Raw genomic sequence first — 18,545 nt, 5'->3', positions numbered from 1 at the left:
TAATGAGAAGATATGTATATCAGTTCATCCTTCTGACAGTACTGTGTTGTATGCCTGCACTTTCATCCGCCCAACAAACAAAGGTGGTGATTCGGGGTGTAGTGACAGCAGCTATTGACAAGCTGCCTCTCCCGGGAGCGAATGTATTGCTGGTTAACAAGGATGGACGTGTGGTAGGAAATGCAGTTACCGATATGGACGGTAATTATAGTATGCGTGTGGAGACGCGTGCCGGAGATAATCTGGTGGCTACGTATATAGGTATGAAGAAGGCAACTATCCCTGTAAAAGGAAAAATGACGATTAATATTGTTATGCAGGATGAGACAGTGATGCTCGAAGGTGCCACTATCGTTGGAAATAAACGAGTGAACAACGGTATGATGGATGTTAGCGAACGTGATTTGACAACAGCCATGAGCCGCATCTCTATGAGTGACTTGGAAGACGGAATGACTGCGCCCAGTGTGGAAGATGCTTTGCAGGGACGTATTGCCGGTATGGATATTGCCGCTAGTTCGGGTGATCCGGGAGCGGGGATGTCGATTCGAATCCGTGGTACGACTTCTATGACAGGTTCTTCACAACCGTTGATTGTAGTAGACGGGTTTCCCTATGACGTATCTGTGGATGACGATTTTGATTTTGCAACGGCAGATGAGGAAGAATATTCCCAGTTGTTGAATGTGGCTCCGGACGATATTAAGGAAATCACTGTGTTGAAAGATGCGGCAGCCACCGCCCTTTATGGTGCGAAAGCCGCCAACGGTGTATTGATGATTACTACCAAGCGGGGAACAGTGAGCAAACCCCGTATCTCCTATACATTTAAAGGTACGGTAATCAGCCGTCCTCATGGCATTGAGACTCTTTCGGGAGATGAATATACGACATTGATACAGGAAGCATTGATGAACAGTGGAAAGATTTATGACCCGACAGCCGATCCTGAATTTGCTTATGATGTCAATCAGCCTTATTATTTTTATAATTATGGAGCCAATACCAATTGGTATGACGAGGTAACCCGTACGGGATTCAGCCAGGATCATACGGCTTCTATCAGTGGTGGTGGAGACAAGGCACAGTATCGTGCTTCTATCGGTTACTATAATGCCAATAGTGTGGTCATAGGAACCGGATTAGACCGTATCAACGCCCGTCTGAATGTGGATTACAATATCTCGAAGCAGCTTAAATTCTCCGCCAGTATGGCATATACACGTACTGACGACCGGAAAAACTATATCTCTTATTTTTCTACCGGGCAGAATGCTACGAGTATGGCTTTCACGCGTATGCCGAACATGAGTGTGTACGAATATAACGAGATAGGATTATGGACTGGCAATTTCTTTACTCCGGAGGAATCCCCGCAGGGAAAATGGAATCCGGGCAGTTCTTCGGGAGGTGTTTACAATCCTGTGGCAATGGCGAAAGATGGTTATTTCCAGACGTTATCCAATAATGTGGTATCCAATCTTTCATTGATTTGGCGTCCGTTGACATGGATGCGTTATCAGTCAGACTTCAGTCTGAACGTATCCAATAATAAGAAGAATGCTTTCTTGCCGCAAACGGCTACGGGACGTCCCTGGAATGAAGCAACGGTGAACCGTGCCGACGACCGCGACGGCGAAGCCTTCACGATCTATACGATGAACAAAGTGATATTTACACCTGATCTTGGCAAGAAACATAGCTTTCAGGGATTGCTTGCGCTGACTACTTCCGACAAGCGTTCGACTAACTTCCGCCTGACAGGCGGTAACTTGGCAAGTCCCTATCTGAAAGACCCTTCTATCCCTTCACGTGTGACCGGTGCCAGCTATCTGACTTCTTCCACTACCCTTCAGCAGGAACGTTCTGTCGGTATGATGGGGAGTATTCAATACAGTCTGCTCGACCGTTATATTGTCAATACGACCGCCCGTTATGACGGTAACTCCCGGTTTGGAAAAGAAAATCGCTGGGGTTTGTTCCCGAGCGTTTCCTTGCGGTGGAGGCTTTCCGGTGAACCGTTTATGAAACCGTGGAAGAAATGGTTGAATGAACTTAGTCTTCGTGCCAGTTATGGTCTGAACGGCTCGTCACCGAAAACAAATAATAACTATACGCATATCAGTCTTTACGACTCTTATGAATACTCCTATTTGGGTGAAACGGGTGTTTATCCCGCCAATCTTGAATTGAGTAATCTGAAATGGCAGACAACAACACAGGTGAACTTCGGTATGAACTTTGCGGCTTTCAAGAATCGCTTGAATATCGATGTGGAAGTGTATCAAAAACGTTCGAAAGATCAATACTTCCAAAACCTGTCCTTGCCTTCTACCACCGGTTTCACCAAGGCAGATGTCAACTCCGGTTCCATGGAGAACAAGGGATTCGAGCTTTCGATCAATACGGTTCCATATCGTTCGAAGGCATGGAATATTTCTTTCAACATCAACCTGGCTCGTAATATCAACTCTATTCTTGATGTGCCCGACCAATATCCGATGCAGAAAGGTGTGTTGACAACCAACGGCCAGTATGTCCGCCGATTTGAGTTGGGACAGCCGATAGGTGCGATTTATGGATTCCGTTACAAGGGAGTTTATCTGAATGATGACCAAACGATTGCCCGTGACGCAAATGGCAACAAGATTTATTCGTACGATGCGAGTGGCAAACGGACGCCGGTGCAGATGCGTTTTGCTTATCCTACCATCGACTATCAGTTCAAGGCGGGAGATGCGATCTATGAAGACATCAATCACGATGGTAATATCGACTATCAGGACGTTGTTTATTTAGGGAATGCCAACCCGATACTGACGGGTGGTTTTGGGCCTAACATCCGCTATAAAAGTGTCAGCGTAAGCGCGTTCTTTAATTTCCGTTATGGAAACAAAGTTATCAACAAAATGGGAATGAGCCTGCAAAATATGGCATCATATAATAATCAGAGTAAGGCTGTACTTCGTCGTTGGAGGCATCCGTATGAGGATGAAACGACGGCACCGACCGATTTGTTGCCGAGAGCAGTGTACGGTTCGAAGAATGCCTACAACTATTTGGGCTCCGACCGCTTTGTGGAAGATGGTTCTTTCCTGCGCTTCAAAACGTTGACAGTGAAGTACACCTTCGATAAGAAACAGTTGAAGAATACTTTCTTGCAGAGTTGTCAGATATGGACTACATTGAGCAACCTGTATGTCTGGACGAATTATTCTGGCATGGACCCGGAAATAGCATTGACCGGAGGGGCGTTTAAAATGGGTGAGGATAACTCCCGTATCCCTCGTTCTTTTACTGCTACATTAGGTATGAGTGTTACTTTTTAAAACTGAAGATCATGAAGAAAATAACGAAATATATAATGATTGGCTTGCTGGCCTTGCAAGGGATGACAACGACTTCCTGTTCGGACTGGTTGAATCTGATGCCTAACGATGGTGTACCGTTGGATGAATTCTGGAAAACGAAAGAAGATGTCCGTTCGGTAGTGAATGGAGCCTACCTGTCTATGACAGCCAATGAACTGGTACAACGCCTTTTTCTCTATGGTGAATGGCGTGCGGATATGATTACTACCGGAAGAAGAACGAATTCCAGCATAGTAAGTGTCTTTAATGGTGAAATCTCCATAGATAACACGTATTTGGATTGGGCTTCTTTTTATCAGACTATTAATATTTGTAATACCATATTGAAGTTTGCTCCTACCGCCCAAGCCAATGATCCTACTTTTTCAGAAGCACAACTGAAAGAATATGAAGGACAGGCTATTGCCATCCGCAGTCTGATGTACTTTTATTTGGTAAGAACGTTTGGTGACGTACCGTTTATACGGGAAGCCTATGTGAACGGTTCCCAGCAAATGAGTGTAGCCAAGAGTAGTGAGAAAGAGATTTTGTCAGGCTTGGTCGCAGACCTGGAAATGGTGGAAACAGGTAACTATTTACCGGGACAATACAGTTCTACGGACGTTGCACAGAACAAAGGGCGCATGACAATGTGGGCTGTAAAAGCATTGTTGGCTGATATTTATCTGTGGCAGGAAGAATATGAAAAATGCAACCGTAAATGCGATGAGATTATCGGTTCGGGACAATTATTGTTGGTTCCTGTGGAAAGCCGGAAGATAGAGGTGGAAAATACGGAAGAAGGCACGACGGATATATATTATGCTCCTGACCAGTCTTCTTATTATTCCCTGTTCCAACAAATTTATTATCAAGGAAACTCAATGGAAAGTATCTTTGAATTGCAATTCGCTACTGATAACCTGAACCCTTTTTATGGCTTAATGAGTTCGGGTAGAGGGGTTATCGGAGTAAAAACCGAACGTGTGAACTCTGATATTTTTCCACCGTTGGCGGATGAGGCTTATAGTGGCGAATGTTTTGATATCCGTAGTGTGATTTCTCAAAGTAAGTCCTGCCTTTGGAAATATATCGGTGTGGAACCGAACGGTTCGGAACGTGCGCAGGAAGAATATACCAATAACTTTATTATTTACCGCCTTGCTGAAATCTACTTGATGAAAGCGGAAGCGCTGACCCAAATGGCTATTCTGGACAGTGATAATCAGGAATTACTGAAAGAAGCGTATGCGGCGGTGAAAGTGATAAGAGATCGCTCTACCGCAGTGGCTACCACGGACATCGGGCAAACGGAAGGTTCGTATAGTGGAAAGGCTATGGAAGAATTTGTGTTGGCAGAACGCGGACGGGAGTTGATATTTGAAGGAAAACGTTGGTTTGATGTGTTGCGTCAGGCAAAACGTAACAATTATGACGGTGAGAATCTCAATTACCTGATGACATTGGCAGAATATAGCGCTCCGGCCAGCAAAGTTAACAGCTTGAAGGCCAAGTATCGCAATTATCACAGTCATTATTTACCTATTTACAGTGAAGAAATAGATGCTAATCCTTTGCTGGAACAAAATGAATTTTATGCTAACTAATCAATGGGAGGAATCTATATGAATATGAAAAACAAAATAGGATTGAACCTGATTGTGAGTTTGTTAATGCTCTGTTTTCTGAATGCCTGCGATGATCCCCTTGATGGAACCGTATATCAGACCACCGAGCAGCAGATGCTCGATGAATATATGGCCGACCATTTGGGCGAGTTCCTCAAGATTGTCGATAAGTCCGACTATCGCGGGATGTTGCATGCCTATGGTGCTTATACTTGTATGGTGCCGACGGATAATGCCGTGCGGAAATACCTGGAAGAAAACAGAATAGATATAGAACAGCTTTCCAAAGAAGAAGCGAACGAGTGTGTAGGTTATCATGTAATCAATGATACGATTACCTCGTCGCGCTTTCAGGACGGAAAGATGCCGACAGCCAATATACGCGACTATTATCTCACTACGCAAACCAAAAGTGATGAAAACGGAACCATATATGTGGAAGTAGACCGTAATGCACGTCTGTTGACGAAAGATGTGGTTTTAGGTAACGGTATTCTGCACATTGTAGATGCCGTATTGGAAAGGCCGGAACTGACATTGCGTGAACAGGTGGCTGCCTTGCCGATGGAACGTTACTCGCTTTTTATAGATTTGTTTGCCGAGTATGAGAACTATCTCAATTCGGTGATGACAACTGATACTTGTTATACGGTCTATGTGCAGAGTAATGAAACATTCAATAATGAAGGTATTCATAATAAGAACGAGTTGATAACACGTCTGAAGAAGAATACTCCGGGTATAAATGATAGCGAAACATTAGTTCAAAACTTCCTCACTTATCATATTGGAACCGGTCGCCAGTATGTAGTGGACCTGATGAGTAGTTCGGCCGTAATGACAAAGGTCGAGAATCAGGTGATTGCCTGTATCATGGACGGACAAAAGATTGTATTGAACAGGTTCAACAGTGTAGCCGGATACGAACCGGGAATAGAGTTGATACGGGATAGCGAATATGCAGACCGGACTTGTGCGGATGGTGTATTGCAGGAAGTAGATGGTATGTTGGAAATCAAAGAAAGGGCACCTTACCGGGTAAACTTCGATGTGTGTACTTTACCGGAAATCAAGGCATCGGCTTCTTATCTCAAAGAGACAAAGAAATTTGAGAAAGGCCAGTTGACCCAGGATATTAAGATAGAATACGGGCGCGGAAGTAGTACTGCTGCCATCACCTATACGGTTGCCCAGGTGCTGGATAAGAATAAACCTACATTAAATCAGCAAATGCAATGTGTCAATGGGGATTATCTGACTTTCCGTATGAGAAAGAGTGATTTGATTACAGCAGTTGAGTTTACACTTCCCTTACTGATTGAAGGAACGTATAAAGTGTGGTTGTGCTATCGTCATACGGATGCCAATAAAAATGGCCCGACTCTTAAAACTACTTTCAAACAGGAAGGGCAGGAAGATCAAATCCTGGATAAGATTGTAACTGTAAAACGAGTTTCTGCCATTTCTTATGTGAAAGGTGCAGACGGTAAGGAAAAGACGGACGAGCGCGGAGTCAGGATGGTAGATCATGCTGCGATGGAGACTAATTACGGATGGAAACAGTATACCTATTATCCGCATGTCTATATGAACAGTAATTTATTGGGAGTTATAAAGGTATTCTCGAGTGGACGTCATGTGTTACGGTTTGATTTGGAGAAAGACGATTCTGTTGGTATAATGCTGGATATGATTCAGTTTATTCCTACAACTGAAGATCAGGTTTGGCCTATGCTTGATTTGACAGGAATGGAAATCGGTGAATACTCTCCGGGCAAAGAGGAAGTATGGCCGTATGAATGAGAACAGAAGGATGTGGAATCTAAATAATCGATAAACGAAAAATCATGAAACGAAAATTCAATAAAATACGATGGGCATTGGTATTGGTAGTTGCAACACTGGTTGCAGCTTGCAATAACCAGTGGGACAATTATGTGGCGGTAGATATACCTACTCTCGAAGGAAGTGTGCTGGAGGCTGTCAAAGCGAATGGAGAACTTTCAGGCTTTTATACTTTGTTGCAGGAAACAGGTTATGACAAGGTATTGCAGGGAGCTTATGAATATACGATTCTTGCACCTGCAGACGAGGCTTTTGCCGAGTATGTGAAAAGCCTGACAGAAGATGAATGGAATGAAGAGGCTAAACTGCTGATGGTCAGAAACCATATTGCTTTCGGCACTTTCAACCTGACGGAGCTTTTACAACCGGGCAATCATTTGAAGATGATTAACGGGAAAAACAGGATAATGAATGAGTTAACCTTTGAGCCGGAACATTCGGATGTACTTTGTAGTAACGGAATGCTCCATGTGGTAGATAAGGTAATGGAACCATTGATGAATATTGATGAATATTTGCAGTATTTGCGCGCATTGTATCCCGAAGAGTATGAACAACTGGACAGCTTGTATGCTAAGACTACGAAAATAATGGATAAGGACAGGAGTATACAAAAGGGAGTGAATGAAAAAGGACAGCCGGTATATGATACGATTTGGACGACACGCAATTACTTCTTTGAGGAGATGCCGGTTAACGACGAGGATTCTGCCTATACTTTTGTTTTGTTGAGGCAGGTGAATTTCCAGAGCCTGAAAGAAAAATATGCCAAATATATGAATCAGAGTAGTGAAGAGCTCACAGATTCTTTGGTGACGGATGAACTGATCCGGGATTTGGTTTTCAAACCGGGAACGACAACAGCTTTGAGTGGCGTAGAAGTTGATTTCTCCAAGGCGGTATCTTTTGAACTGGGCGGAGTCAGGGAATATCAGGCTTCCAACGGAACGATACGTTTCTTGAACGGGGTTGATATTAAAATAAAGGAAAATAAAGTAAAGACAGTAGTTGTAGAAGCAGAAGATTATCTGGACACTTATGCTGCTTCCAAAACTTATACCCGTCTCCGCACATGGGCAAGCGGTGGGAAGGATGTGATGGTTTCTTCAAGAAGTTATCAGACAGACCCTGTCACCGGGGCGGAGTATTCCTTCACTTTTAATACAAGTAATATGAATACTGATGCCAACTTCTATCTTCAATATGCGGTCAACTTGAATTCAGTGATTTATGATGTATATCTGGGGTCGTATGATGATATGGAGAACCATATCAGACAGAATGAAGAAGCGGATGAGGCCACTACACTCGCGGTTTGTCAGAAGTTACTGGCTTCTATGCCGGGCGATCCGGTGTTACGTCGTCCGTCGGGGAGTACTTCTTCCATAGATAATAATTATTGGGGAAAGGAATGTGGTTTTGTAGGATATTCGATAGCAGGTGATGAAATGTATAAAAACACGCCGGTACATCTCCGTAAGTATAATCTGGGCTCTTATATGATTCCTACTACACCGGTAGAGGAGGCCGATGCTTATGACTTTGAAGTGCCGCGGATGGGAAAGGTGCAGGTGATGGTTTGTAACACTGCCGGTTGCCATGAATATTCCAAAGCGAGTCAACGTGGTGGAATGATGTTTCTTGATTACATCAAGTTTGTTCCCCGCATAGCGGATGGAGAGTAACGAGAAGTGAAACGACTAAAGGAAAGATAATGCTATGAATAATAAAATGAAATATATATTTCTTCTGATAGCTTGTGTATTTGCTTTATCCGGGAATGCACAGAAGTTCAACAAGAAAGTGCGTACACTGAAAGTGAAGAAGCGGATAGAGTATAAGGAAAGGGCATCGGGTACTATTGTAGATGCGGCTACGGGCAGTCCGTTGAATGGTGTACGTGTCGCAGTGCCGGGCCTTAGTACGGCTATGACGGATGAGTCCGGTAAGTTTTCAATCCGGATTCCTTCTTATGAGGTGGAACTACTGGTTTCAAGTCCCGGATACCAGCAGAAACGGATTCCCTTGCGTGGTGAGAAAGAGATAACGGTGCGTTTGTATGATGAAACGCATAAGAGTCTGTTTGAAGATGTGTTGACCCCGCTGGGTGATATGGCGGGTAGTCAGATGACAACGGCTCTGACCCAGTTGAACGGGGATAACTCCTTGAGTCCGGCCACCAGTCCGGAAGCGTTGCTTCAGGGAACAGTGCCGGGACTGAATACTTTATTCCGTTCGGGTATGGAAAATGCCGGCGCAAATATGTTTATAGGAGGATTCAACTCTATCTACACCAACAACCAGCCATTGCTGATTATTGACGGAATGGTAGTGGAAAATCTTTCGGCAGGGGTATCTCTGATAGACGGCTATCTGTCTACTCCGATGAGTACGATTGATGTGAAGGATATTGAACGGATCACTGTCCTGAAGGATGCGGCTACGTTGTATGGGGTAAAAGGAAGTAATGGTGCCATTGTTATTGAGACGAAGCGTGCCAAGGATGCCGAAACACGAATTACCGCACAGATAACGACCGGTATGAACTTAAAACCGAGCAGTATTCCAATGTTGGATGCCGTGCAGTCGAAACGTTATCTGATGGATGTATATCAGAGCCGGGGATATTCTGCCGGTGACATACAGAAACTTCCGTTTATCAATGATACGAAGCCCGAACAACATTCTTGGGGATACGAGGGAAACGCCGATTACTACCGTTATAACAAGAATACGGACTGGCAGGATCAATTGTTTGTACAAGGATTCAAACAGAATTACTCCATTGGTGTGATGGGTGGTGATGATGTTGCACTCTATGCTTTGTCATTGGGATATTTGCAAAACGAAGGACTGGTGGAAGGTACTGACTTCTCCCGTTTCTCGGCCCGTATCAATACGGATATAAACTTCTCACCGAAGTTTACGGTACAGACCAATATGAATTTTGTGTATGGCAAGAAGAACCTGATGCAGGAAGGAAGTGTCAGTCCGCAGAATCCGGTTTATGCTTCATTGGTCAAATCTCCCTTTATGGCGAGTTTTACTTATAACGAACAGGATCAGCTATCTCCGAATTATGAAGAAGTGGATCTTTTCGGTATGTCAAATCCGACTGCCATTGTAGATAATATGCTGCAGGAGAATATCAGCTACGGATTCTTCGCCAATATACATCTTAAATATAAAATCTGGAAAGAACTGACATTGAGCACCCGTTTCGGACTCCGCCTGAATAAGGAGAAAGAGCGTATTTTCCGTCCGGAGGAGGGAATTCCTTATGAGGATGTCGCTACATCCGAAGTGACCAATCAGATGCAGTATCGTACGGAACGCATATTTTCCTTGTTTGACGAAACCCGTGCCAACTATCTGTTTAAGTTGGGTGTAGAGCACCAGTTGGATGCTACCTTAGGGATGCGTTATTTCAATAACCGGAGTGAGGATGACTGGGGCAAATCGTATAATTCAACTAGTGACAGATTCCGCTCGTTACAGTATGGCTTGAACGACCTTCGTCAGATGGGTGGTTCCATTGGAACGTGGAACTGGCTTTCATTCTATGGAAATGTGGCTTATTCATTGAAAAACAGATATTTTGTGAATGCAACCCTTTCGGCTGACGCTTCTTCCCGTTATGGAGAAGATATAGGACAGTTCCAGGTCTTCCCGGCGTTGTCGGCAGCCTGGATGGTATCGTCGGAGAACTTTATGCGCCAATTATCCTGGGTGGATTTACTGAAGGTCCGTGGCGGATATTCTATGTCCGGTAATGATGATATTGGCAATTATGCAGCCCGCCGTTATTATTCCTCACAGAATCTGCTGGGTAATTACGGACTGGTACGGGGAAATCTGGTAAACAAGAATCTGAAACCGGAACGGATGGCTCGTCTGAATGCCGGTGTGGATGTGGCTGTGATGAATGAACGTCTGTCATTGAGTGTGGACGTCTACCGTTCCACCATTAAGGATATGATTGCTTATTCACCTATAACTTCTTATTCCGGTTTTTCTACTTATATAGATAACAGCGGGGAGATGAGAAACACAGGCGTTGATGTGGCAATCAATGCCCGCGTACTCAACCTGCCTTCGTTAAAATGGGATTTGGGAGCAACCGTATCGCATTATAAAAACAAAATAACCGAACTGAAAGGAAACAGCTATCTGACGGATATTGCCGACGGAACTATCCTTACGGAAGTAGGAAGACCTATGGGAGTATTCTATGGCTATAAAACGAATGGCATATACGCCACTACGGAAGATGCAGAGGCAGACGGACTGCAGGTACGTTCCGGTTTGGCAGACGTACCGTTCGGAGCCGGTGATGTACGGTTTGTGAACATGAATGGTGACAAATATATCAATGAAGAAGATATGACAGTAATTGGTGATCCTAACCCGGATATTTACGGAGGATTAAATACGCGTATCCTGTGGAAGAATTTCACTTTCTCGGCCCGGTTTACTTATTCTCTGGGAAATGATGTCTATAATTATACCCGCCGGACTTTGGAATCTATGTCAGGATTGGAAAATCAGACGCAGGCAGTCCTAAACCGTTGGAGAGCGGAAGGACAGGTGACCAGTATGCCTAAAGTGACTTACGGTGATCCGATGGGAAATGCCCGTTTTTCCGACCGCTGGATTGAAGACGGTTCTTATCTGAAATTCAAGAATCTGACGGTGGCGTATGATGTGCCTATAAAGAAGGGGCTCATTACAGGTATACAGGTTTATGCAGTAGCGGAGAATATTTGCACCTGGACGAAATATAAAGGGTACGATCCTGAATTCAGTGCCAGCACTAACCCGTTGGGTTATGGCATCGATGCTTTTATGACGCCACAGGCGCGTACATTTTATGTGGGATTAAAACTAGGATTATAAAAAGGAGTACGGACTATGAAATCAATCAGAAATATAATCATGCTTTGTGGAGTGCTGATAAGCACATTCACAGCTTGTGTGGATACGGAACTTGAATCTGTCGTTGAATATAAGAACCACTATAACACAATCCCTGATGCGGATAATGCCATCTTGGGTTTATATGGGTTGTTTATGAACCTGGCGGAACAGACTGTTGTACTGGGAGAATTGCGTGCCGACCTGATGGACGTTACGAATAATGCGTCCATTGAATTGCAGGAAATTAGTGCCAATACTCCTTCTGCCAACAATAAATATGCCGACCTGACGAATTATTATGCTGTCATTCAGAACTGTAATGATATGCTCGCCGGTTTCGACGAGATGTTGGCCAACAACCGGATGACGCAGGATGAATATGCGGAGCGCTATTCGGACGTTGCCGCTATCCGTTGCTGGACTTATTTGCAAGTGGGTATGTATTTCGGTAAACTTGTGTATGTGACCACTCCTACCGTATCAGTAGAGGATGCGCAGAAGTTGGAACATCAGACCAAAATAGGACTGGATGAACTGCTACCGTTATTGATAGAATGTATGGAGAATCTTCCTACACTGGATGATTACAAGAACAGTGCGCTGGTACAGTATAAGCTTGACACGTATGACTTGAAGCGTTTCTTTATTAATAAGCGTATCCTGTTGGGTGATTTGTATCTGTGGAACAATAATTATAGAGAAGCAGCTGTGCAGTACCGTAAATTCCTGGCAACCGATGAAGATAAATCGGCAACGGCTAATAGTGTAAGATATCGCTGCGGGACTTACTCCACAGGTGGCGATACCTATTTTCAAGTCTTCTATGAGCGCTATATGGAAGGGGATATAAACAGCTATAAAAATACATGGTTGAATATGTTTTCCTTTCAGGCAGACAAGTCGGCTTTATGGAGTGAATTGATCTGGACTATTAGTTATGATGAAAAATTTGAGCCTTATTATCCAATGATTGAACTGTTTGCCAATCAGGGAAAGGGAAAATATCAATTGAAACCCTCGGATTATGCAGTCGAAAGTCTGTGGGCTTCCCAGAGACAAACCAATGGAGCACCGTTTGACGGACGTGGGGAAGACTCTTCCTTCAAATGGGTGGACGGCCAGTGTGTAGTGCAGAAATATCTGTACGACTATGATCCGGCCAAGCCTTATATGAAGCGTGGACGCTGGTTCTTGAATCGTGCAGCATTGGTTCTGTTACGTTACGCAGAGGCAGCCAACCGTTGTGGATATACGGATTTGGCCTATTCCATTCTGAATGAAGGTTTCAAGAATACATATACATGGGGAGACGAGTACGGCGACCAGAACAGGCAGACAGGCTACGGTCCCGGTGAACCTTATCCAGCGCCCTTCTATTTCGATGCGCGTTCGATGGATGCACCTTATCATCGTGCTCCCTGGCGGGAATTTAACGGGATACGGGGACGTGTTTCGTTGAAAGCGAAACCACTAGAACCACAACAAGACGAGACAGAGGTACAGTGTATGGAAAAGATGTTGATCGAAGAGGTCGCATTGGAATGTGCGTTCGAGGGTCATCGCTGGGGAGATCTTGTCCGTGTGGCAAGACGCATGAATAAAGAAAAGGCAGGCTCCGGCAGTGAATACCTGAAAAAGGTGATCGGCAAAAAATATGAACGTTCGGGATTGACAATGCCGGATCTCTCGTCGGAGGATAAATGGTATCTAAATGTATCAAAGTAATAATAGGAAGAAGGATGAAAACTGTTTTAAAGGACTTGTATGTATGCAAAGTGATGAGGCATTGTTTTTGTCTGTTGATATTGGGAATTTTATGTCCGTCAACACGTGCACAGGAACCCGCTCATGTCATTATTGTAGCCGGACAGTCGAATACTGACGGACGGGTGCCTGTTGCGGATTTGCCGGAATATATCAAGAGTATGGGAATAGATAGTACCGGTTTTGCAAAAGGAGCTTATAAATATTGTAAAATTTCACAGAATCGTGTGGATGGGAAGTTTGTTCCCTTTTGGCCTCGTCGTAACCGTTGGGGCTATGATGCTGTCACTTATTACCTGTTGGAACAGTTATATCAGAAAGAGTTCTATGTAATAAAATGGGCGGTAGGTGGCACATCAATAACGTCGGAGAATACAGATTCCCGTGGTGGGTATTGGTCTGCGACACCGGAATGGTTGGCACAAAATACTCCTACAGCGAAAAAGGGAAAATCGTTACTTCTTTCATTCGCTCAACAAATAAGTAATAGCGTTTCAAAAACACTGTCACATTTGCCGGAAGGTTATCATATAGACGCTTTTCTGTGGCATCAGGGAGAAAGTGATTCGGCCTATGGACCGGATTATTATGAAAATCTGAAAAATGTAGTGAGCTATGTACGTGACCATCTCACCCGTAAAACAGGTGAAGACTATTCAGAATTGCCTTTCATTTTCGGTTCTGTCGCCAAGTCGAACAAACGCTATAATGCAGAAGTGGAAGCAGCGATGAAGCGACTGGCTTCGGAAGATAAGAATGCTTATTTAATAGATATGTCGAAAGCTACTTTGTTGAAAGATCGTCTTCATTTCGATAAGACATCTGCCGAATATTTGGGTAAGCAGATGTATGATACAATGATACAAGCCTCTTCTGTGAATGTAACCTCTATGCAATCACCATTTGATATTGATTTATGGGAGAAGGGATTGCCTAATTCGAATGGCAAGGAACCGGAAGGATACGACGATAAAAAGCATAATTATAAACCGTCTGTCAGGGTATTTCTTCCTGCTTCGGAGAAGCCGGTTAAAGCTATTCTGATTTGTCCCGGAGGCGGGTATGACCATTTAGCTATGAAAAATGAAGGATATGACTGGGCTTTATATTTCAATAAAAGGAGTATAGCGGCAGTCGTACTGAAATACCGGATGCCAAACGGTAATCCCGAAGTTCCGGTTTCGGATGCTTATGAGGCAATGCGCTACATAAAAGAACATGCGAAGGAGTGGAATATTCTTCCGGACAGTGTCGGGATAATGGGATCATCGGCTGGTGGACATTTGGCTTCTACTGTTGCTACTCATGCTCCTGCTAAATTACGTCCGGCTTTTCAGATTCTTTTTTATCCGGTGATTACAATGGGTGGTCGGAATGTTCATCAAGGTTCGAAAAAGCATCTGTTGGGAGAGAATCCAAATTCAAAGTTGGTAAAGAAATATAGTAATGAATGGCAGGTAAATAAAAAGACTCCCTGTGCTTTCATTGCGCTGTCCGGTGATGACCAAAGTGTGAAGCCTGTTCATTCTGTGAATTATCACAAGGCACTGATAGCACAGAAAATACCTTCGGAAATACATATCTATGCTAATGGTAAGCATGGATGGGGATATAATAAAAGACCATTTGCACAGCGTGCCGAAATGATGAGAGATTTGGAAAATTGGTTGGAAACCCTATAAATGAATTGTAAAGAATATGCCCCACTTGAATATACCGGTATTCTTTGAATATGCCGGAATAGGTAAATATAGAGGTTTTTAGATTGTTTGATAATTATGTAAAGTCTGGACTGGATGAAGCGTGGATTCGTTTTATTTCCGGTTCGGACTAATTTTATTATTCCAAAATTCTTCGCTATTTTTGTTAGACAATTTATTATTAATCTTGAAATCTATGATAAAACAAAGATTCCTGTTCGCTTTTATTTTGTTCATAGTCTCCGCTCTTGATACATATGCTAGTATCGAATTGCGATCCCACCAAATGAAAACAAGTGATGGCCTGCCCAGTAACTCTGTCCGGTACATGTATCAGGATAGTAAAGGCTTTTTGTGGCTGGGAACATTGAACGGGTTAAGCCGTTATGATGGTAATTCGTTTCTAACTTTTCAGCCGGGAAATGATGGAAAGCCGTCACTGGCAGATAACCGGATTTTTAATATCACCGAAGATAAGCATGGCTTTCTTTGGATGGGGACTACTGTCCGGTTGTATAGCTGTTATGATTTGCGGAAAGCCTGTTTCGTGAATTATATGGAACCGGAGGAACAGGATCGGAATTATTCAAAACTCTTTTTGGCTTCTGGTGGTGATGTTTGGCTTTGGCATCCGGACAATGGTTCCCGACGGGTGGTTCATCAGGAAAATGGTACGCTGACTTCTACCGTATTCAAAACAGAAGCCGGCAATTTGCCGGATAACCGGGTGAACTTTGTACGTGAAGATGAGAATGGACGTATTTGGATAGGAACCAAACGCGGACTGGCATTAGTAGTTAATGGCGAAGTAAAGATTGTAAATCGCTCCCTGCATTTTGTCTCTTTGCTGGCTAACGGAAATACTGTTTATTTCCTCACAGAGAACGGCGATATTTATTCTTATCAGGAAGAAGCCCGGGAACTGGTAAAACAGGCGGCAATCTCTTCTGTTGCAGGAAAAACGTCTCTTACCGATGACTTTCGCATAAAAGACAAATGGGTGATACTTACCACCGCAGGGGTCTATAATTATGACCTCATAACTTATACACTGACTCCCGATCCTCACCTGAATATAAAGAAAGGAGAAGTTATTCGTGACAATCACGGGGATTACTGGATTTATAATCATACCGGACGTGTTCATTATATGCTTGCCGCTACGGGTGAGACTAAATCTTTTCAACTGATTCCTGAAGAGAAGCTCGACCATATTGACTTTGAACGTTATCATATCGTCCATGATTCAAGGGGAATCATCTGGATCTCGACTTACGGAAACGGTCTATTTGCTTATAACACTGCAGAGGACAAGTTGGAACATTTTGCCGCCGGCATTACAGAAAATAGTTATATCAATTCCGACTTTCTTCTATTTGTCATGGAGGATAGGGCAGGAGGAATTTGGGTAAGCTCGGAATACTCGGGAGTAGCCCGTATTTCGGTACTGAATGAGGGGACTTCCCGCATTTATCCGGAAAATCCGGAATTATTCGACCGTTCCAATGCTATACGTACGATAGGGGAAATGCCGAATGGAGATATTGGTATTACCACTCGTAAAGGAGGGCTCGTATGATACACATTTCAATCAGAAGATGAACAAGACCTATTTTCAGTCGAATATCTATGCTGTCGAGAAAGACGCTGATGGGAAACTGTGGATGGGGACTCGTGGTGAAGGGTTGAAAATAGGAAATGATTGGTACAGGCATGACAAACTAGATCTTGCCACCTTATCCAATAATAATATCTTCGCTATTTGCCGAGACGCCAAAGACCGTATGTGGATCGGAACATTTGGCGGCGGACTTGATTTGGCTGAAACTACTCCCAATGGTAAATATAAGTTTCAGCATTTCTTTCAGGGAAGGTATGGCGTGCAGATGGTTCGTGTGTTCCAGGAAGACAGGAATGGAATGATCTGGATGGGAACCAGTGAGGGAATCTGCATCTTCCATCCTGATTCTTTGATAGCCGATCCTGAAAATTATCATTGGTTCAGCCATACGAACGGCAAGTTTTGCAGCAATGAAATTAGATGCATCTTTCAGGATAGTAAAGGACGGATTTGGACAGGTACTTCGGGTATGGGACTTAATCTCTGCCAGCCGGAAGATAATTACAATGTCCTGAAGTATGAACACTATGGCGTTAAAGAGGGGTTGGTTAACAATGTTGTACAATCCATTTTGGAAGACAAGGAGGGAAAACTTTGGATTGCGACCGAATACGGGATTTCCAAATTTGATCCTGATATCCGTTCGTTCGATAATTATTTCTTTTCTTCTTATACATTGAGCAATGTATACAGTGAAAACTGTGCTTATGTAGGAGCAGACGGGAAATTGTTGTTCGGCACGAACTACGGATTGACCGTCATTGATCCCAAACAAATAAAGAGCAATGAATCTTTCTCTCCGGTAGTATTTACTGATTTATATGTGAATGGTATTCAGGTGATTCCCGGTGGAACGGATTCTCCGCTGACTTATTCGTTGGCTTACTCCAGCGAAATGGAACTGAAGTATTTTCAGAATTCTTTCCTGATAGACTTCTCTACCTTTGATTATTCCGATAGCGGACAGGCCAAGTATATGTATTGGCTTGAAAACTATGACAAGGAATGGAGTGCTCCTTCCTCACTTAATTTTGCTTCTTACAAATATCTGAATTCCGGTACTTATATCCTGCATGTAAAATCCTGCAATGAGGCGGGCATTTGGAGTGATAAAGAGACGACTCTGACTATCGTTATCAAGCCGCCTTTCTGGAAAACGGGATGGGCTTTCCTTTGCTATGCTTTGTTGGCTATGGTAGCTCTTTATTTTACGTATCGTGTAGTTCGCAATTTCAACCGTTTACGCAATCGAATCAGTGTAGAGAAGCAGTTGACCGAATATAAACTGGTTTTCTTTACCAATATCTCTCATGAGTTCCGCACCCCGCTAACATTGATTCAAGGTGCACTGGAACGGATACAGCGTATCGGTGATATTCCGAAAGAACTGGTTCATCCGCTGAAAACGATGGATAAGAGTACACAGCGTATGTTGAGGTTGATTAATCAGTTATTGGAATTTCGCAAAATGCAGAATAATAAACTCGCCTTGTCGTTGGAGGAAACAGATGTGATCTCATTTCTCTATGAAATATTCCTTAGCTTCGGCGATATAGCCGAACAGAAGAAGATGGATTTTCAATTTAATCCTTCTGTTCCTTCCTATAAAATGTTTATTGATAAAGGCAACTTGGATAAGGTAACAGGGCAGACGCATTAAAAATCATTATCCTGTAAAAGTTTTGATAAATATTTTTCATCCCACCCAGCTTTTAGCCTT

Annotated in this window: 7 protein-coding genes and 1 pseudogene; all 8 read left to right on the top strand. The window is 43.4% G+C overall.

Features of this window, described 5'->3' with window-relative positions; translation table 11 throughout:
* Nucleotides 1-2 precede the first annotated feature (2 nt).
* Nucleotides 3-3,329: a TonB-dependent receptor gene (locus I2I13_RS09470; RefSeq protein ID WP_195649323.1), complete on the top strand. Its 3,327-nt coding sequence runs from the start codon at nucleotides 3-5 to the stop codon at nucleotides 3,327-3,329.
* A gap of 11 nt (nucleotides 3,330-3,340) precedes the next feature.
* Entirely contained in the window at nucleotides 3,341-4,957 is a 1,617-nt protein-coding gene (locus I2I13_RS09465) for a RagB/SusD family nutrient uptake outer membrane protein (RefSeq protein WP_195649322.1), read from the top strand.
* A gap of 24 nt (nucleotides 4,958-4,981) precedes the next feature.
* Nucleotides 4,982-6,781, top strand: a complete 1,800-nt coding sequence (locus tag I2I13_RS09460) for a fasciclin domain-containing protein (RefSeq protein ID WP_195649321.1) — start codon at nucleotides 4,982-4,984, stop codon at nucleotides 6,779-6,781.
* Nucleotides 6,782-6,825: 44 nt separating this feature from the next.
* Nucleotides 6,826-8,508, top strand: coding sequence for a fasciclin domain-containing protein (locus I2I13_RS09455; protein WP_195649320.1), 1,683 nt, complete (start codon nucleotides 6,826-6,828; stop codon nucleotides 8,506-8,508).
* 46 nt (nucleotides 8,509-8,554) lie between these two features.
* Entirely contained in the window at nucleotides 8,555-11,719 is a 3,165-nt protein-coding gene (locus tag I2I13_RS09450; RefSeq protein ID WP_195649319.1) for a SusC/RagA family TonB-linked outer membrane protein, read from the top strand.
* A gap of 15 nt (nucleotides 11,720-11,734) precedes the next feature.
* Complete coding sequence (locus tag I2I13_RS09445; RefSeq protein WP_195649318.1) at nucleotides 11,735-13,465, top strand: RagB/SusD family nutrient uptake outer membrane protein; 1,731 nt, start codon at nucleotides 11,735-11,737, stop codon at nucleotides 13,463-13,465.
* A 14-nt stretch (nucleotides 13,466-13,479) separates the two neighbouring features.
* Nucleotides 13,480-15,186: a sialate O-acetylesterase gene (locus I2I13_RS24475; RefSeq protein WP_229128603.1), complete on the top strand. Its 1,707-nt coding sequence runs from the start codon at nucleotides 13,480-13,482 to the stop codon at nucleotides 15,184-15,186.
* A 217-nt stretch (nucleotides 15,187-15,403) separates the two neighbouring features.
* A pseudogene (locus tag I2I13_RS09435) lies at nucleotides 15,404-18,470 on the top strand (two-component regulator propeller domain-containing protein); the annotation flags it as partial.
* Nucleotides 18,471-18,545: the final 75 nt, after the last annotated feature.

The organism is Bacteroides sp. D55t1_190419_B8 (genome assembly GCF_015558905.1).
GTDB lineage: Bacteria > Bacteroidota > Bacteroidia > Bacteroidales > Bacteroidaceae > Bacteroides > Bacteroides vicugnae.
This window is presented reverse-complemented; position numbering and strand designations above follow the sequence as displayed.

Coding starts and splice junctions, on each gene's coding strand:
- I2I13_RS09470 (WP_195649323.1), top strand. CDS start 3: ATGAGAAGATATGTATATCAGTTCATCCTTCTGACAGTACTGTGTTGT.
- I2I13_RS09465 (WP_195649322.1), top strand. CDS start 3,341: ATGAAGAAAATAACGAAATATATAATGATTGGCTTGCTGGCCTTGCAA.
- I2I13_RS09460 (WP_195649321.1), top strand. CDS start 4,982: ATGAAAAACAAAATAGGATTGAACCTGATTGTGAGTTTGTTAATGCTC.
- I2I13_RS09455 (WP_195649320.1), top strand. CDS start 6,826: ATGAAACGAAAATTCAATAAAATACGATGGGCATTGGTATTGGTAGTT.
- I2I13_RS09450 (WP_195649319.1), top strand. CDS start 8,555: ATGAAATATATATTTCTTCTGATAGCTTGTGTATTTGCTTTATCCGGG.
- I2I13_RS09445 (WP_195649318.1), top strand. CDS start 11,735: ATGAAATCAATCAGAAATATAATCATGCTTTGTGGAGTGCTGATAAGC.
- I2I13_RS24475 (WP_229128603.1), top strand. CDS start 13,480: ATGAAAACTGTTTTAAAGGACTTGTATGTATGCAAAGTGATGAGGCAT.